At 42.2% G+C, this 18,108-nt stretch carries 16 protein-coding genes; 2 read left to right on the forward strand and 14 right to left on the reverse strand.

Annotated features, from left to right (window positions below):
- Nucleotides 1-11 precede the first annotated feature (11 nt).
- The 14 genes from upp to IO68_RS23070 all read right to left on the reverse strand — a co-directional run bounded on the left by upp (nt 12) and on the right by IO68_RS23070 (nt 15,813).
- Entirely contained in the window at nt 12-647 is a 636-nt protein-coding gene (gene upp / locus IO68_RS23005; RefSeq protein ID WP_004881312.1) for a uracil phosphoribosyltransferase, read from the reverse strand.
- A gap of 107 nt (nt 648-754) precedes the next feature.
- Nucleotides 755-2,251, reverse strand: a complete 1,497-nt coding sequence (nuoN, locus tag IO68_RS23010) for an NADH-quinone oxidoreductase subunit NuoN (protein WP_023013074.1) — start codon at nt 2,249-2,251, stop codon at nt 755-757.
- 3 nt (nt 2,252-2,254) lie between these two features.
- Complete coding sequence (nuoM, locus tag IO68_RS23015; RefSeq protein WP_023013075.1) at nt 2,255-3,862, reverse strand: NADH-quinone oxidoreductase subunit M; 1,608 nt, start codon at nt 3,860-3,862, stop codon at nt 2,255-2,257.
- A 1-nt stretch (nt 3,863) separates the two neighbouring features.
- Entirely contained in the window at nt 3,864-5,759 is a 1,896-nt protein-coding gene (gene nuoL, locus IO68_RS23020) for an NADH-quinone oxidoreductase subunit L (RefSeq protein ID WP_023013076.1), read from the reverse strand.
- On the reverse strand, nt 5,756-6,064 hold the full coding sequence (nuoK, locus tag IO68_RS23025) for an NADH-quinone oxidoreductase subunit NuoK (protein ID WP_004881318.1): 309 nt from the start codon (nt 6,062-6,064) through the stop codon (nt 5,756-5,758). Before nuoK ends, nuoL begins: the two co-directional genes overlap by 4 nt.
- Nucleotides 6,064-6,582 carry an NADH-quinone oxidoreductase subunit J gene (nuoJ, locus tag IO68_RS23030; protein ID WP_017196614.1) on the reverse strand — a complete coding sequence of 173 codons (519 nt, stop codon included), beginning with the start codon at nt 6,580-6,582 and terminating at the stop codon, nt 6,064-6,066. The genes nuoK and nuoJ overlap by 1 nt, the downstream gene beginning before the upstream one ends.
- A complete protein-coding gene (gene nuoI, locus IO68_RS23035; RefSeq protein ID WP_004881322.1) occupies nt 6,582-7,124 on the reverse strand; it encodes an NADH-quinone oxidoreductase subunit NuoI in 543 nt (180 codons plus the stop codon). The genes nuoJ and nuoI overlap by 1 nt, the downstream gene beginning before the upstream one ends.
- Nucleotides 7,125-7,142: 18 nt before the next feature.
- Entirely contained in the window at nt 7,143-8,159 is a 1,017-nt protein-coding gene (gene nuoH, locus IO68_RS23040) for an NADH-quinone oxidoreductase subunit NuoH (RefSeq protein WP_004881324.1), read from the reverse strand.
- A 3-nt stretch (nt 8,160-8,162) separates the two neighbouring features.
- Nucleotides 8,163-10,847, reverse strand: a complete 2,685-nt coding sequence (nuoG, locus tag IO68_RS23045) for an NADH-quinone oxidoreductase subunit NuoG (protein WP_023013077.1) — start codon at nt 10,845-10,847, stop codon at nt 8,163-8,165.
- Between the two features lie 11 nt (nt 10,848-10,858).
- Nucleotides 10,859-12,184 (reverse strand): NADH-quinone oxidoreductase subunit NuoF, encoded by a 1,326-nt coding sequence (nuoF, locus tag IO68_RS23050; protein ID WP_004881327.1) that lies wholly within the window; start codon nt 12,182-12,184, stop codon nt 10,859-10,861.
- A complete protein-coding gene (gene nuoE / locus IO68_RS23055) occupies nt 12,181-12,690 on the reverse strand; it encodes an NADH-quinone oxidoreductase subunit NuoE (RefSeq protein ID WP_004881330.1) in 510 nt (169 codons plus the stop codon). Before nuoE ends, nuoF begins: the two co-directional genes overlap by 4 nt.
- Before the next feature lie 12 nt (nt 12,691-12,702).
- Nucleotides 12,703-14,490 (reverse strand): NADH-quinone oxidoreductase subunit C/D, encoded by a 1,788-nt coding sequence (nuoC, locus tag IO68_RS23060; protein WP_004881333.1) that lies wholly within the window; start codon nt 14,488-14,490, stop codon nt 12,703-12,705.
- Between the two features lie 87 nt (nt 14,491-14,577).
- Nucleotides 14,578-15,255: a NuoB/complex I 20 kDa subunit family protein gene (locus IO68_RS23065; protein ID WP_004638049.1), complete on the reverse strand. Its 678-nt coding sequence runs from the start codon at nt 15,253-15,255 to the stop codon at nt 14,578-14,580.
- 6 nt (nt 15,256-15,261) lie between these two features.
- Nucleotides 15,262-15,813: an NADH-quinone oxidoreductase subunit A gene (locus IO68_RS23070; RefSeq protein ID WP_004881337.1), complete on the reverse strand. Its 552-nt coding sequence runs from the start codon at nt 15,811-15,813 to the stop codon at nt 15,262-15,264.
- Nucleotides 15,814-16,209: 396 nt separating this feature from the next.
- Between IO68_RS23070 and IO68_RS23075 the strand changes: the two genes are divergently transcribed.
- Together IO68_RS23075 and IO68_RS23080 are read left to right on the forward strand one after the other, a co-directional pair.
- Nucleotides 16,210-17,628 carry a GGDEF domain-containing protein gene (locus IO68_RS23075; protein WP_023013078.1) on the forward strand — a complete coding sequence of 473 codons (1,419 nt, stop codon included), beginning with the start codon at nt 16,210-16,212 and terminating at the stop codon, nt 17,626-17,628.
- Nucleotides 17,629-17,720: 92 nt separating this feature from the next.
- On the forward strand, nt 17,721-18,077 hold the full coding sequence (locus IO68_RS23080; RefSeq protein ID WP_004881341.1) for a hypothetical protein: 357 nt from the start codon (nt 17,721-17,723) through the stop codon (nt 18,075-18,077).
- Nucleotides 18,078-18,108 lie beyond the last annotated feature (31 nt).

The following is an 18,108-nucleotide window of genomic DNA, read 5'->3' on the forward strand; positions in this document are numbered from 1 at the left end:
ATTTTTAAAAATTAATCTTTTTGGACGCTACCAAAAATCTTATCGCCAGCATCACCTAAACCAGGCACGATATAGCCATCTTCATTTAAGCCTTGATCGATTGAAGCTGTATAAATGCGTACGTCAGGATGTGCGGCTTCTACTTTTGCAATTCCTTCAGGTGCAGCAACAAGAACCATCACACGAATATCCTTACAACCGCTTGCTTTTAAAACATCAATCGCCGCGATTAGAGAGTTACCAGTCGCCAACATTGGATCAATAATCATGGCAATACGATTCGCAACATCAGGGACTAATTTTTTATAGTAGGTACGAACTTCTAAAGTTTCTTCGTCACGCTCTAAGCCCAAAACACTAACTTTAGCACTTGGGATCAAGTTCAGCACCCCTTCTAGCATGCCAATACCAGCACGAAGAATCGGTACAATGGTGATTTTTTTTCCTGCGATACGTTGAGTTGAAACTTTCCCTGCCCATCCATCAATTTCATGATCAACAACAGGAAGATCCTTTGTTGCTTCATAGGTCAATAACATCGTGACTTCTTGCGCTAACTCACGAAAGTTCTTGGTACTAATGTCTGAACGACGTAATAGACCAAGTTTATGGCGAATAAGCGGATGGCGAATTTCTTGGATAGACACGAGTGGGTACCTAGGTAATATTAATCTTTGGCTATTATAAAGTGTTTTTTTACTCTTCAATAAAAAAGCCCCCAATTTTTGGAGGCTTTTTTGTACAAATCAGATAATTACTGTTGTTGTGACAATATAAAATGCAATGGAGAAAGAATATCTGCCTTCAATGCTAAGTTAATCATTGGATCAGGATAGATACCTAGGAATAACACAAGCAACGCAGCACCTAATACCATGATACCGCCTACTTTAGTACCCCAATGCGCATCTGCATCAATACGCGGTACGTCTGGTGGTGTCATGTACATCACAACCATTACACGTAAATAGTAGTATAAACCGATACCACTACCCACTACGATCATTGCAGCTAAGAACCAGTGTTGTGTTGTCACCGCAGCCATAACGACGAGGAACTTACCAATGAAGCCTGCTGTTAGTGGAATACCCGCTAAAGACAACATCATCACAGTCAGCGTTGCAGTTAAAATCGGACGGCGCCAGAACAAACCACGGTAGTCTGCAAGGCTTTCAGCCTCATCAACATTGTTGTATGGACTCGACATTAAAGCAACTGCACCGAATGCACCAATTGTCGTTAATACATAAGTGATCACATAAACAGTTACACTACCTAAACTTGCATAAGTCATGCTGAGTAATGCAATCAGTAAATAACCAAAGTGTGCAATTGATGAATAACCTAAAATACGTTTTAAGTTTACTTGACGCACAGCAAGTAAGTTACCCACCAAGATCGATAACACTGCAATCACGGTTAACACAGTAACTAGCGATTCAACTAAGATCGCACCTGAAGTTAATAAGTAACGTACAAACAGACCAATCGTTGCAACTTTTGCAGCCGTTGCCAAGAATGTCGCCATTGGCGCTGGTGCACCTGCATATACATCTGGCGTCCATTTATGGAACGGTGCAAGTGAAAGTTTAAATGCAACTGCAAAGATGATTAAGCCTAAGCCTAATAACACCATTGGCTGTTTAATCGCAGTCATCAACGCTTGAACAGAATCATAGAATGACAATGAACCTGTGTACGCATAGATATATGCCATACCCATGAGCAACATTGCAGAGGCCGTTGCTGAAAGTACAAGGTATTTAATCCCTGCTTCCAAAGACTGACTACGTTGATACGTGTACGCCAACATGCCGTATACAGGAATCGACATCAACTCTAAGCTGATGAAGAAAGCTGCATAGTGAGAGCTTGCAACCAATAACATTGCACCTACAACTGAAGACAGTAGTAAAATGTAAAGTTCTTCGCGGTTTTCTTTATAGGTCTCAATATAAGCGTGTGACAAAGTACAGCACGCTAATGCAGCAATCAAAATCAAGAATTGATAGAGCATGGTAAATGGATCAACCATAAACATGCCCATAACATTTACAGGTGCGAAATGTCCTGTATATGCAGTGTATGCGATATAAATTGCAGCGAGGTTTAAACCTACGACTGAAGTTGTCGCGATAAGATTGTGATTACGTTTGATTGCAGTCAACAACATCACAACAATTGCAGTCAATGCCACAATCATTACTGGAGCAAGAGGCATTAGCTCAGAAAAAGAAATTGTGAAGTTCATGATTTATTGCATCTCCACATGTTCAAGTTGAGTTGCAGCCTGTTGAACAGTTTCAACAACTTCTTGTACTGGCATATAACTATTTACTAACCATTGCATGCTTGAATGAGACATATCCAAGAATGTTTGTGGGTAAATACCTAACCAAACTAGACCGATCACACAGATCATCAAAATACCAACTTCACGCGCTGATAGATCTTTCAATGGACTTGTATAGTGCTGCTTTTGTTCTGGATTCGGCTCACCAAACAATGCTTTGTGAATCAGAATCAGACCATAAAGACCCGCAAATACCAAGCTCACTGCTGCAATGATAGTGAAAGCTGGGTAAGCTTTGAATGAACCCATAAGAATCAGGAATTCACCGATAAAGTTACCTAGACCTGGTACACCAACAAGTGCTGCAACAAAGAACATCAAGAAGAATGGTAAGTATTGAAGCTGACCACGTAAACCGCCCATCAAGCGTAAATCACGTGTATGTAAACGCTCATAAACTTGACCCGACATAATGAACAGTGCCGCAGATGACAAGCCATGTGCCAACATCATGATCATTAAACCTTGGAAAGTCAGGATATTACCTGCATAGATTGCAAGTAAAATGAAACCCATGTGCGAAATAGACGTGTACGCAAGTAAGCGTTTCATATCTGTTTGTTGGTACGCTAAGAATGCACCGTAGAAAATACCAATCAAGCCCAGAATAATTGCGATATCAGCAAATTGTGCTGATGTTGCTGGGAAGAATGGAATAACGAAACGAAGCAAACCATACGCAGCCGTTTTAATCAAAATACCTGCTAAATCCACAGAACCCGCTGTTGGTGCTTGCGCGTGCGCATCAGGCAACCAACCGTGTAATGGGAATACTGGTAATTTCACCGCAAAACCAATGAAGAAACACAGCATGAATGCATAAGCCAATGCTGGAGTATTTTGCTCCAAATGGTTTGCAACACTAATCAAGTAATAATAGTTAAAACTGATTTCACCTAATTGAGAGTATCCATAAATCACAAGACCTAGGATACCAATCAACATGATCAAACCAGCAATTTGAGTATATAAGAAGAATTTGGTTGCAGCATAAACACGTGAACGACCATTCGAACCCTTATGACCCCATAACGCAATCAAGAAGTAGATTGGTACAAGCATCATCTCCCAGAAGAAGAAGAACAAGAATAAGTCAATCGCCAAGAATACACCGATTACCCCACCTAAACTCCAAAGGAGGTTTAAGTGGAAGAATCCAACATTCTTTTGAATCTCACCCCATGAACAGCCAACCGCCAAAATACCTAATAGCGCAGTCAACAAGACCATAAGAAGCGATAAACCATCAATAGCTAATGTGATATGAATCCCTAAAGTTTTGATCCATGGCACATCAAATACAGCGGCAAATTTAGGAAAGTTTCCACCTAACTCATAGGTATAGTTACCGCTTTGCCAAAGTGCAATACCCAAACCAAAGGTAATGAGCATACCGATTAAGGCAATCCAACGTGGTAGTTGTTGGTCGAATTTATCAACCAACCAACAAATAAAACCAGCAATGAAAGGAACTAAAATCAGTGCGGGTAAAATTAAATTGTTTTCCATTTTATTTCCCCACAACCTGAATAACGATCAAGATCATCAATAACACCACTACACCGAGTGACATGCTTGATGCGTATTCACGTAATGAACCTGTCTGACGTGAACTTGTAAAGCTATTTCCACCTTTCACGATTGCAGGAAGCACCAGCCATAAACCATCAACTGGATCACGACCTAAGATTTTAGCAATCAATAAATAAGGTTTTACAAATACGATGTCATACAAAGCATCAAAACCAAATGCTGTACGGCAGATATGTGCTAAACCAGAACCCAATGACGTTTGAGCAAAAGATTTAACTGCACCATAAGCAAAGGCAAATAAGAAAATACCAACCGCTAAACCAGCAAGTGCAATACCACTTGCTAAATGCTCAGCATGTGCAACAGCAGCTTCTAATGTTTCAGGAACAACAAAACTTGGAATACTTGCAGTCGTCAATAATTTTGCAACTGGCGCTTGAAGGAAATAGCCAATTCCTGTTGATAACACAGCAAGAATCGCAAGCGGTGCCCAGTAAGTCACGCCATGAATGGCATGTGCATGGGTTTTTTCTTCGCCAAAGAATACCACCCAAATTAGACGGAAGGTATAGATAGACGTTAAGAATGCACCAGCAACCCCCACCCAATACAACGTATTATAAAGTGGAAGGTTTGCAATCGTAGACTGTGCATATACAGCACCTAAAATCGCATCTTTAGAGAAGAAGCCAACTGTTACGATTGGAAGTGCAGCTAATGCACCACCACCGATTACGAAACACCAGAATACAAATGGAATCTTTTTACGTAATCCACCCATTTTGAAAATGTTTTGTTCGTGATGACATGCAAGAATCACTGCACCTGAAGAAAGGAACAATAACGCTTTGAAGAATGCGTGAGCAAGCATGTGGAATAAACCAGCTTGATACGCCTCAGCACCCACAGCCATAAACATATAACCGAGCTGACTCATAGTTGAGTATGCCAAGATACGTTTGATATCGGTTTGCACCAATGCCGCAAAACCAGCAACCAGTAAAGTCACAGCACCTGTAATCGAGATGAACTGCATTACTTCTGGCGCCATTTCCATCACAGAGAACATACGGCAGCATAAGTACACACCCGCTGTAACCATTGTTGCAGCATGGATCAATGCAGATACTGGTGTAGGACCAGCCATCGCATCAGCTAACCAAGTTTGTAATGGAATTTGCGCTGATTTACCCGCCGCACCTAAGAACAACATCAATGCTGTCCAGATCGACAATGATGAGCTTTGCGTCATTACAGTTGCTGCATTTTCAACGATGTACTGTGTATTCAACGTACCAAATTGTTGATAGAGCAAGAACAATGCGATGAGTAAAAATACGTCACCCACACGTGTTACTGTAAATGCTTTGATTGCTGCCCAACCATTTGCAGGGTTAGAGTAGTAGAAACCAATCAACAGATATGAGCACAGACCAACACCTTCCCAACCTAAGAACAATAACGCTAAGTTATCACCCAATACCAACAACAACATGCTGGCAACGAATAGGTTGAAATAAGAGAAGAAACGCGCATAACCTTCTTCACCACGCATATACCATGATGCGAAAATATGAATCAGGAAACCCACACCTGTGATCATGCCTGTCATGAGTAATGACAAACCATCCAAATGTAAACTGATACCTGGCTCAAAACCGCCAACACTGAACCAAGTCCAAAGGTGTTGAACAAACACTGCTTCGCCACTGTTGGTAAATGCAATACCCGCAATTAAAGCAAATAGAGCAGATAAACCAACTGAACCCACACCAATAATAGCGGCTACATTTTCAGAAAGTTTGTCACGCCCTGCCGCTAACAGGATAAAACCAATGAGCGGAAATAAAACGGTTAAATATAATGTACTCATCCGCGCATCTCACTAGCAGCATCCACATCCAAGTGATGGAAGCGATGATAAAACTGAAGGACGATCGCAAGACCGATACACGCCTCTGCAGCTGCAAGCGTCAGAATCAAGATGAACATGATTTGTCCATCTGGCTGCGCCCAAACGCTACCCGCTAAAACAAATGCTAACGCAGCAGCATTCATCATCACTTCGAGGCTCATAAGCATAAATAAAAAGTTACGTCGTACCATTACACCGTAAAAACCCAGTGCAAAAAGGATGGTCGCAACGATCAAACCATGTTCTAAAGGGATGTGTCCCATTATTCTTTATCCTCTTCTGCACCTGGTTCACGTTTGCCTAAGTGGAATGCTGCAACAAGTGCTGCAAGCAATAACATCGCGGCAACTTCTACCAATAATAGATAGTGAGTAAATAGTGCTTGGCCGACTGCTTTAGGCCCAACAATTTCTGTACCCATAGGTGCAGAAATTGTGGTGTATTCACCGCCTAGCATCCATACCAAAATCAAGCCTAAAATAAAGCTCAACATTGCTGGATAAGCCCAAGCATCCGAAGACAACCATTTGCTTTCTTGTTCAATCGTATCTTGTCCAAGATTCAACATCATGACAACGAAGACGAACAAAACCATGATCGCACCAGCATAAACAATGATCTCAAGCGCAGCCGCAAACGGCGCGCCCACGATCATGAAAATACCAGCAACAGCAAGAAGTGAAACGATCAAACTTAAAAGTGCATGCACAGGATTCGTATTGGTTACAACACGAACTGTTGAAACGATGGCCACGAGCGCCATCAAATAAAATGGCCACATCATGGTAATAAGCTCCGTACATCAACTGGTGCACTTTCTTTCTGTGCTTGACCTTTCTCTTTACCGCTAACCGCCATACCTGTTACACGGTAGAAGTTGTAGTCAGGATATTTACCCGGTCCAGAGATAAGTAAGTTTTCTTTCTCATAAACTAAGTCTTGACGTACATATTCACCAAGTTCGAAATCTGGTGTGAGCTGAATTGCAGTTGTTGGACATGCTTCTTCACACATACCGCAGAAAATGCAGCGTGAGAAGTTAATGCGGAAAAACTCTGGATACCAACGTCCATCTTCTTTTTCCGCTTTTTGCAATGAAATACAGCCAACTGGGCAAGCAACCGCACAAAGATTACATGCCACGCAACGCTCTTCACCATCAGGATCACGCGTTAAGATAATGCGACCACGATAGCGTGGTGGAACAATTTGTTCAGCTGGTACTTCTGGATATAAAATCGTGTCACGTTTACGCGTTACATGGCTAAACACCATCCATAACGAACGAACAATCGATCCGAATCCAGCTAGAATTTTATACATTTTGTACTCCCTGCTGTCCTAGGCCTGATTCATCAGAATCACAGCACCAGTCACCAACAAGTTGACCAACGCCAATGGCAAACACACTTTCCAACCAAAGTTCATGACTTGATCATAACGAGGACGCATTAACGAACCACGCGCCAAGACAAACATCATTACAAAGAATGCTGTTTTAATCACGAACCAGAATACTGGTGGAACAAATGGAATTTCTAAGTTAAATGGTGCAAGCCATCCGCCAAAGAATAAAGTCACGATCAAAGCTGAGATCAAAACAACGTTGACGTATTCCGCAACGAAGAACATCCCCCACTTCATACCACCATATTCAACATGGTAACCTTCGGCCAACTCTTGCTCAGCTTCTGGTTGGTCAAATGGATGACGGTGAGTCACAGCAACACCAGCAACCACGAAAATTAAGAAACCTAAGAATTGCGGAATGATGAACCACATATCACGTTGTGCTTCAACGATTTCACGAAGGTTAAATGAACCTGCGATTGCAACCACACCCATCAACGAGATACCCAAGAACACTTCATAAGAAATGGTTTGAGCAGCCGAACGAAGACCACCGAGTAATGAGTATTTGTTGTTTGAAGACCAACCACCAAATAACACCGCATAGACTGCGATACCCGCCATTGCCATAAAGAACAATAGGCCGATACTCATATCAGCTACACCTAGTGTAGGACTCACTGGGATGACCATGAATGAGAGTACCGCAGTTGCCATCGCAACTGCTGGTGCTAAACGGAAAGTGAGCTTGTCAGCAAACTTTGGTGTCCAGTCTTCTTTAAACATGATCTTGAGCATGTCGGCAACGATCTGGAACATACCACCTGGACCAACACGGTTCGGACCGTAACGGTCTTGCCATAATGCTAACAGACGACGCTCAATGAATGACATCAAAGCAGCAACCAAAACTACCACAAGCAAGATCACAATGGCTTGAATCACTGAATAAGCAATTGGCCAATTTTCAGCCCAAAGTGGCGTTTGACGTATAATTTCTTGATTCATGAATTACACTCCTACCGCCACAGACACTGGCTCTGCCAATGAAACTGTTGGTGCTAAACCAATTGGATAACCAATATAGCCTGTTGGTAAATATTCAATCACTTGCACAGGTAAACTGATGCTAGTTTCGCCCGCTTGAACTGTAATTCGTTGACCATCTTGAACATTTAAACGTGTCGCATCTTGTTCACCCACCGCAAACATTGCTTCAGGGATACGAGATTCCATCGCAGGTGTTTTAATGGTGAATTCGCCAGAACCAAAAATATGGTGCATTGGTACAAGACGGAAGCTTTCAGGATTCACAACAACAGCCGACGGTGCTACATAGCTACGTGCAGGACGTTTTGCTAAGCGATCAAATAGACGTACACCTGAATCACCACCTTTTAAGTGACCACCCACCTCATCTTGGTATTTGTTCCAAGCTTGAGGAGAGTTCCAACCCGCAGACCATGCGAATGGTACTAATGAAGATGCTGTCTGATTACCCACATAACCTTCCATAGAGAACGTTAATGCTGAATCTGGATCAGTCGGTTGTTTTGGTTCATGAATCGATAAAGGCGCACGAATTGCTGTACGACCAGAATAACGGCGTGGTTCACGTGCAATTTTCAAACCGTGAATACGATAGCCAGCATCTGGAGCAACATCTTCAATTGCAGCAAGCACAGGAACATTTTTCACGATATCTTCAATGACATCGTCCAACAATGTCCAATCGACTGCTTTGCCTTTAAGACCCGTCTCAACGGCATGTAACCAGCGCCATGATTCTTTGATCGCATATTCAGGCTTGTAATAGCTTGGGTCATACACTTGATAGAAACGTTGCGCACGACCTTCTTGGCTCACAACAGTACCATCACCTTCAGCAAAGCTTGCAGCAGAAAGTACGATATCAGCAAGTTTCAAAGTCTCAGTTTCACTATGATCCAAAACGATCACAGTTTGAGCTTTATCAAATGCAGCTTGAACTTGAGCAACTGGCAAACGACGCGTTAAATCATTTTCTACAACAACGACTGCATCATAATCTAGTGCAAAAGCTTGTTCTAGGCTTAAACCACCGAACAATGCCAAGCCCATTGTGTTCACTTCAGGAACAGTCAATGACAAGCCCGCATTTTCACCTAGATTCTGTGCAACTTGTGCAGCTGCTTCCATAATCGCTGGATCTTGTAAGCTTGTACCAGAGATAATCAATGGCTTTTTCGCTGCTTTCAACGTATCCGCAATGGTTTGAGCAAATGCTTTTGCATCATCAGCTAGGCCAGCAAGTGACTCACCTTTAACCGCAGCAGCAACAGCAAAACCTAAACGTGCAATATCGTTTGGCGATGCGACGACTTCACCCGTTGCTACATCTGCTAAACGAGTTTGCGTAGCCGCAAGGATATAAATTGGAGATTTTGCATCTTGACCAATACGTTGTACAGGTTCAGCTAACCAGTCTGGCGTACGTGTTGCAGCCGCCATTTCTTTGGCTTTATTTTTCGCCGCTTGGCGAACAGACAATGCCATACGTGGCGCAGTTTGCGTTAAGTCTTCACCCAAGATCAACACCGCATCATAGCTTTCAATTTCACGCATGTTCGGGTTGTAAATACCCTGCGTTTGCATGATTGATGCAGCTAACTCAGCCAAGTTTTGCTCTTTTTGAGACATCCCTGTTGAGTAGTTATCTTGTCCAACCAATTCGCGAAGTGCGTAGTTTGATTCCAAACTTGCGCGTGGAGAACCAATACCTAGTACTTTCTTACCTTGAAGCTGTGCAATCACTTGATCAAGTGATTGATCCACAGTCACATTCGCAACAGTTTCACCATTACGGAATTGTGGTTGACGTGGACGATCTTCACGGTTGACATAACCCACACCGAAACGACCTTTATCACAAAGGAAGTATTGGTTTACAGAGCCATTGAAACGGTTTTCAACACGACGGATTTCACCATAGCGTTCACCCGGAGAGATGTTACAACCCGAAGAACAACCATGACATACGCTTGGTGCATATTGCATATCCCACTTACGGTTATAACGTGCTGAATGTGTTTTATCCGTGAATACACCTGTTGGGCAAACTTCAGTCAAGTTACCAGAGAATTCAGATTCTAAAGTACCTGATTCTGGACGACCAAAGTAAACACGTGAAGCATTGGCATATACACCAAAGTCCGTACCACCCGCATAGTCTTTGTAGTAACGCACACAACGATAACACGCGATACAACGGTTCATCTCATGCGCAATGAACGAACCTAACTCTTGGTTATAGTGAGTACGTTTGGTAAAGCGATAGCGACGACGGTCGTGCTGAGTCATTACCGTCATATCTTGTAAATGACAGTGACCACCTTCTTCACAGACTGGGCAGTCATGTGGGTGATTCGTCATCAAGAATTCAACGATCGACGCACGGAAATCCGTTGCTTCTTTGTCTTCAATCGAGATATAGGTATTGTCAGCAGCGGGTGTCATACATGACATCACCAAACGTCCACGTGTGTCCTCAGGATTTGCATACTGAGTCACCGCACATTGACGACAAGAACCAACAGAACCTAAGGATGGGTGCCAACAAAAATACGGGATGTCGATGCCAAGGCTAAGACATGCTTGTAGCAAGTTTTCTGAGCCGTTGACTTCATACGATTTTCCATCGACATGAATTGTAGCCATAGTCGAATTCCTTAAGCTTGTTCTACGTCTAGAGCTGGAGCATGGGTTTTAACCTTTGCCTCAAACTCGCTACGGAAATATTTAAGTGCGCCCATAAGCGGCTCCATCGCACCTGGTGCGTGAGCACAGAAAGTTTTACCGATCCATAATTTACGAGTCAGTTCCTGTAAATGGTCGATATCTTCTTTCTTACCTTCGCCTGTTTCGAGTGCTTTAAGCGCTTTCACTGCCCAAGGTAAACCATCACGGCATGGTGTACAGAAACCACAAGATTCACGCGCAAAGAATTCTTCTAAATTACGTGTAGCAGAAACCATACATTGAGTTTCATCAACAACCATCAACAAACACGTACCTAGACGTGAACCTGCTTTCATGATGCTTTCAGCATCCATAGGCAAGTCAATATGTTCAGCCGCTAAGAAATCTGTTGATGCACCACCCGGTAACCATGCTTTCAACGTTAAACCGTCACGCATACCGCCCGCATGATCTTCAATCACTTCGCGCGCAGTTGTACCAAAAGGTAGTTCCCAAAGTCCTGGGAATTTTACTTTGCCAGATGCACCATAAATCTTAGTACCTGGGTCTTTAGATTTATGTGCTGATAAGTTGATGTACCACTCTGGACCACGCAACATAATTGCAGGCAAGTTATTGTAGGTCTCAACGTTGTTTACAATCGTTGGGCGACCCCATGCCCCTGCAACTTGCGGGAATGGTGGCTTAGTACGAGGGTTTGCACGACGGCCTTCCAATGAGTTGATCAATGCCGTTTCTTCACCACAGATATAACGACCAGCACCTGTATGAACATGCATATCAAAGTTCCAGCCTGTTCCAAGGATGTTGTCACCCAAGTAACCTTTGGCACGGATTTGCTCTAATGCTTCATTTAAATATTGAGCGGCTTCAACATATTCACCACGAATGAAGATGTAACCTTGAGTTGCTTCTAAGGTATAACCTGCAATCAGCATGCCTTCGATCAATTGATGAGGAAGTTTTTCCATCAACAAACGGTCTTTAAAAGTACCTGGTTCCATTTCATCGGCATTACAGATCAAATAGCGTGGACCACCATCATTTGGTGCCATCAATGACCATTTAATCCCTGCTGGGAAGCCTGCACCACCACGACCTTTGACCGTTGCAGCTTTAATGACTTCAAGCACGTCTTTTGGTGGCATGCTGAGTGCTTTTTTAAAGCCAGCGTAACCCTCAAGCGCTTCGTAGTCATCAGCAGCGCGAACGTGTTCTTGTTTGCTCAAACGCCAAGTCAGCGGATGAGTTTCTGGATTACCGTCGCCATAAATTGGTTTTGGTTCAGTATTCATACATACTTCTCCAATAACTGTTTAACTGATGATACGTCTACAAGACCATGCGTATCCTCATCAATCATTAACGTTGGACCTTTGTCACAATTGCCTAGACAGCAAATTGGGAGCAAGGTAAAACGACCATCTGCTGTGGTTTGTCCATACTGGATACCCAACTCACGCTGAAATGCTTCAGCTAAAGTTTCTGCACCCATCAAGAAGCATGCAATTGAGTCACACAATAGAATTACATGGCGGCCAACTGGTTGACGGTAGATACGGTTATAGAAGGTTGCAACACCTTCAAGATCCGCCACGCTCATAGTCAACAACTGCGCAATTGCATTCATTTGTGCATCATCTACCCAACCATTACGGCGTTGTACACACTTCAATGCATCTAATGATGCTGCACGTGGGTACGGATAGTGACCAATGTGATGTTCAATTTCATGAATTTCGTCAGCAGTCAAAATTCCTTCAACATTCACACGTGGTTTTTTATCAGTCAAAATCATCATAATCGTTTACCCCTAGCGATCCACGTCAGCCATAACCACGTCAATGGTTGCTAAGTAAATGATCAAATCAGATACCAAGCTGCCGTTAATCACGGAAGGAATTTGCTGTAAGTGTGTGAACGTTGGTGTACGAATACGGGTACGATAGCTCATTGTTGACTTATCTGATGTGAGGTAATACGTACTTGCACCCTTCACCACTTCAGTCATAAATGATGCTTCACCCGCAGGCATTACAGGGCCCCATGACACGCTTAAGAAGTGCGTAATCAAGGTTTCAATATCTTGTAATGTCTTATCTTTCGGTGGCGGAACTGCCAATGGGTGATCCGCTTTATATGGACCAGAAGGCATATTATCCAAACACTGCTGAATGATTTTTAATGATTCAGTAATTTCACGGAAGTGAACCAAGACACGTGCATAAGCATCGCCTTCATATTCCACTGGAACATCAAAGTCAAAGTTTTCATAGCCACTGTATGGACGATATTTACGAACATCAAAATCAATACCTGTCGCACGTAAACCAGTACCTGTAATACCCCAAGCCAACGCAGATTTTGCATCGTATTGCGCAACATTGCGGGTACGACCAATAAATACTGAGTTTTTAAGCGCAGCGGTATAGTACTCATTCAAGCGTTTCGGCATCCACTCCAACAGTTCCTTAACTAACTTTTGCCAGTTATTTGGAAGGTCGTGTGCTGTACCACCGATACGGAACCATGCTGGGTGCATACGGTAACCCGTAATCGCTTCAACGATGTCATAGACTTTTTGACGGTCAGCGAACATGTAGAATACAGGGGTCATACCACCCGCATCCTGAATTGCTGTACCACAGTAAAGTAAATGGTTGTTGATACGGAATAATTCGTTCAACATCACACGAATCACTTGTGCACGTTCAGGTACTTTAATCCCTGCAAGCTGCTCAACAGCCATCACATATGGCATGTTTTGCGCACAACCACCAAGGTAGTCGACACGATCCGTATAAGGAATGAATGAATGCCATGTTTGACGTTCAGCCATCTTTTCCACACCACGGTGGTGATAGCCAATATCAGGCACACAGTCTTTAACTTCTTCGCCATCTAGCTGTAAAACGATACGGAACGCACCATGTGCAGATGGGTGGTTAGGACCTAAGTTCAAGAACATGAAGTCTTCGTCATCGTTCCCGCGTTTTAGACCCCAGTCTTCTGGCACAAAGCGTAAATGTTCTTGTTCGAAATCTTGCTTCGCTTGGTCTTGCATATACGGGGTGTATTCTGTCGCACGCGCAGAATATTCTTTACGTAAAGGATGACCTTCCCAATAAGTTGGTAGCAAGATACGACGGAGCATTGGATGCCCTGCGAAATCAATACCGAACATATCGTATGCTTCACGTTCGTACCAGTTGGCATTTGGCCAAATGTTGGTTGCAGTTGGAATGCTTAAATCATTTTCATTCAATGCAACTTTAATACGAATGTCACTATTACGCTCTAACGATAATAAGTGATAGAACACAGTGAAGTCAGATGCTGGTAACCCGTCACGATGAACACGTAAACGCTCATCAACCGCAGACAAGTCAAACAACATCACATAAGGACGTTCCACTTTACGGAGGAACATGAGGACTTCTTGCACGCGTGCGCGCTCAACCCAGACTGTTGGAAACTCTTCAAAAGTCGCCTGCACGTAGAAATTCTCACCAAATTTGGTTTTGAGCTCTTCTACGATTGCAAATGCTGGGCGTGAATCAACTTGCGTTGATTCTGGCATAGCAATGTCAGTTTCAGCCATTGGCTTGGCTTCCTATTTAATACAAATTCTGGCAATTTTTTCGATGACCATATTCATCACGAATATGTCAAAAACTCATCGTTAAAATTATTTAATTTCATCCATAGAGCGTAGATTTTTCACCGCAATACGTTCAGCATTTTTACGATCACGTTCTGGCATCATCTTTGGCTTATACACAGGCTGAAGATCATCACCAATAACGGCTGAAAGTGGACGGCGCTCTAATTGAATTTGGTCTTGAAGTAACATCAATGCTTGGATTAATGCTTCTGGACGAGGTGGACAACCCGGGATGTACACATCAACAGGAATGATTTTGTCTACACCTTGAACCACAGAATAGATGTCGTACATACCACCAGAGTTAGCACAAGCACCCATTGAAATCACCCATTTAGGCTCAAGCATTTGTTCATACAAACGTTGAATTACAGGTGCCATTTTGACAAAGCAAGTTCCTGCAACGATCATCAAATCCGCTTGTCGTGGTGAAGCACGAATAACCTCAGCACCGAAACGTGACAAGTCATGTACGCCTGTTAATGTCGTTGCATACTCAACGTAGCAGCAAGATGTACCAAAGTTAAATGGCCACAAAGAGTTTTTACGCCCCCAGTTCACTGCTGTATGCAACACATCCTCAAGACGTGTCATCATCACGCTTTTATTAACTTCTTCCTCAAGAGGATCAGTTACGATTTGACGATCTTGTAATGGATATTGATCGGCATCCGGATTCGCACGGGTTAAAGTATATTTCATCCCGACTTACTCCTGTTCAGATGATGATGTAGTCGGTGTTTTAGATTTAACACGACCAGAAGACTGTGCTGGAATATGACCAGTAGGATCGACAACCAACTCTTCAATGTTATTGAATCGAGTAATGTCAGCAATATTCATATTTGGCGAACCGATATTCGTTTTAATACCAGCCGCTTTACGACGATCAGAAGGTGCCCAGTTCAGCGCGCCAGTTGAAAGTTCATAAATCAGACCAATTAATAAAACGAGAATAAAGACTGCAGCAGTTGCAAAACCAACCCAACCAACTTCACGTACTGAAGTTGCCCAGGCATAGAGATAGAGGGCTTCTAAATCGAAAACCACAAAGAAAATTGCAACTAAATAGAATTTGGCTGACAAGCGGATACGAGCACCGCCCGCACTAACTACACCTGATTCAAACTGCTCTTGCTTTGCACGTCCCCATGCTTTACCCCCTAGGAGTAAGGGAACAGTGAGCATAAAAACGCAAAGAAATGTAACGCCGATCACGAAGGCAATAATTGCCCAATCGTATGGAGTAATGGCACTCATGCGGGGATAACTCCTGGCAGGCCTATTTTTAACAAAGAATGTATGTATTGGCCTTCAAATACACCAAACACAAAATTAATCCCGCCAATTGTACCTGATTTCTAATTTCTCATGCTAGTTGAAGCGCTTTAGTCTTTCGGATGATTTTGTCCATAAATTTGTGGATATATCCAAGATCACTGTTAATTCGCCCCTAAAAATCGAATAATCAAATCAAATGCACAATATTGATCATTTTTTTCTTTATCCATGCATTAAAAACATTCTTATTTTGTAGCCAATGTTCAAAATTCTTGCGCGATGAACTAAATCACTGCATTAATATAAATTTATGATGAAATTTTGAACAAAATTTATATAATAGCCAACCTTATCCTCCTATAGAAATACGTCAGGATGTCACGAGCGAACCTTGCGTTAAAACCACAATCATTTTTTAAACTATTTGCACTCTTTACTGGAGTCATTCTGCTTTGCTGTCTGCTAGGGATCGCCACACGTCATCTCACTTTTCTTGCTTCATTTTGGCCAGCAAACTCTGTATTTCTTGGGTTATTAATTCGATTTCCACAAACCCGCCATCCAATTAGTTTTATCGGTGCTGCGGTAGGTTATCTTCTGGCAGATGCGTTACAAGGTACGCCTTTTTTATTAAATATATGCCTAAACTCGGCCAATTTAGTTTATGTCATCACCACACTAATACTTTATATAAAGTTTAATTCCTACATCCGTTCGATGCACCAAGGCTACTTTTATTTAACCTTATTTAGCTTTTGCTGTATTGGTGGTTTAGCAAGTTCGTTGTTTGCGGCAAGTACACTTCCATATATGAATACTCAATTTTCTTTAGGTTCATTTTGGATAGATTTTGGTTATTGGTTTACCGCCGAAATTCAAAACGCACTATTGCTTTTACCCGCAATCATCAGTGCGCCACGTTTTTCAGAATTCAAGCAACAACTTATTGAGTTTAAAACACAAACTGTTCAAGAAAGCCTCCCCCTATTTGCCGTTATTTTTTCTATTGCTATAGGTTATTACGACAATGGCCCCGGCTCACTTCTTTACCCAATCGCTGCACTGATTTGGTGTGCACTTCGATATCGTCATTTTTCAGTTGCTATTATCACTTCGATAAGCTGTGCTTTTGTGATTTACCATGTATCGCAAAACTATCTACTACTTTATCCAGAACAATATCTCAACAATACGATTTCCATTCGCCTTGGATTAATTATGATGACGATCGCTCCTTTGACCGTCTCCAGCATCAATATGGTTCGAAGCAAATTGATTCAAGAGCTACAACATACCATTGCTCATGATGAGTTAACGTCAAGCTTAACACGTCGCCAGTTTCTACAGTCTGTGCAACTCTTACAGCACCAAGCATCCAATGCATCACAAACCACTGCTTTTCTAATGCTAGATATTGATCACTTCAAACAGGTAAATGACAATTATGGGCATCAAGCAGGAGATCTCGCACTACAAAGTTGTGTGCAAAATATTCAAGCACTGTTAGCTCCAAATGATTTACTGGGACGATTAGGAGGTGAAGAGTTTGCAATATTTATCGCTGACACAAATCCTGAGGTGGTCTATCAATGTGCTGAACGTATTCGTCAACAAGTCAGTAACACCCCTATTCAACTCGACAAAAAACAACAGTTTTCTATTCAACTCAGTATCGGAATTTGCATTTGCACACCTGAAAATCAACATTCTATTGAACAATTATTTAAGCAAGCAGACGATGCGCTTTATCAAGCAAAACGACAAGGTCGTAACCAAGTGGTATTTTCGACATAATATGTTGCAATTCAGCTACATGGTTTAATTAACTTTATACACTGCTGACCGAATAGATGAGTATTCTAAAAGAAGCAAACAAGGAGAAAAATATGCATCTAGAATACACACATGACTCAGATTATTTCTTTTTTTCACAGCTCTTGATGCGTCACGTTGAAAGTTATATCCGAAAACATCCTGATGCTGACAATGCGATTTTCGACTTAAGAGATATATACGAAGTTTTTAGAGAGGATTTTGCTGCGACAACGACAAATCTTGAAGGTATTCTGAATATTGCTGATGCGTATAAAGTAGAAACACTGAATGGTGACACAGCACTTATTGAAAAATATAAAATTGATATTAAGAACAATGCACTACTCATTGACTTTAATGCAGATGCGCTAAAAAACTTAAAGTCTGGCCATCCATTGATAGAACCAGACTCTTCGGTGCAAGAATAGTAAGCTTTTGATCAAAACCCCAATATTGGGG

The organism is Acinetobacter sp. COS3 (genome assembly GCF_000475335.1).
GTDB lineage: Bacteria > Pseudomonadota > Gammaproteobacteria > Pseudomonadales > Moraxellaceae > Acinetobacter > Acinetobacter venetianus.

Bases quoted from the DNA above. Each gene is read 5' to 3' on its own strand.
- nuoN (WP_023013074.1), bottom strand. From the start codon at position 2,251: ATGAACTTCACAATTTCTTTTTCTGAGCTAATGCCTCTTGCTCCAGTA.
- nuoM (WP_023013075.1), bottom strand. From the start codon at position 3,862: ATGGAAAACAATTTAATTTTACCCGCACTGATTTTAGTTCCTTTCATT.
- nuoL (WP_023013076.1), bottom strand. From the start codon at position 5,759: ATGAGTACATTATATTTAACCGTTTTATTTCCGCTCATTGGTTTTATC.
- nuoK (WP_004881318.1), bottom strand. From the start codon at position 6,064: ATGGGACACATCCCTTTAGAACATGGTTTGATCGTTGCGACCATCCTT.
- nuoJ (WP_017196614.1), bottom strand. From the start codon at position 6,582: ATGTGGCCATTTTATTTGATGGCGCTCGTGGCCATCGTTTCAACAGTT.
- nuoI (WP_004881322.1), bottom strand. From the start codon at position 7,124: ATGTATAAAATTCTAGCTGGATTCGGATCGATTGTTCGTTCGTTATGG.
- nuoH (WP_004881324.1), bottom strand. From the start codon at position 8,159: ATGAATCAAGAAATTATACGTCAAACGCCACTTTGGGCTGAAAATTGG.
- nuoG (WP_023013077.1), bottom strand. From the start codon at position 10,847: ATGGCTACAATTCATGTCGATGGAAAATCGTATGAAGTCAACGGCTCA.
- nuoF (WP_004881327.1), bottom strand. From the start codon at position 12,184: ATGAATACTGAACCAAAACCAATTTATGGCGACGGTAATCCAGAAACT.
- nuoE (WP_004881330.1), bottom strand. From the start codon at position 12,690: ATGATGATTTTGACTGATAAAAAACCACGTGTGAATGTTGAAGGAATT.
- nuoC (WP_004881333.1), bottom strand. From the start codon at position 14,490: ATGGCTGAAACTGACATTGCTATGCCAGAATCAACGCAAGTTGATTCA.
- IO68_RS23065 (WP_004638049.1), bottom strand. From the start codon at position 15,255: ATGAAATATACTTTAACCCGTGCGAATCCGGATGCCGATCAATATCCA.
- IO68_RS23070 (WP_004881337.1), bottom strand. From the start codon at position 15,813: ATGAGTGCCATTACTCCATACGATTGGGCAATTATTGCCTTCGTGATC.
- IO68_RS23075 (WP_023013078.1), top strand. From the start codon at position 16,210: ATGTCACGAGCGAACCTTGCGTTAAAACCACAATCATTTTTTAAACTA.
- IO68_RS23080 (WP_004881341.1), top strand. From the start codon at position 17,721: ATGCATCTAGAATACACACATGACTCAGATTATTTCTTTTTTTCACAG.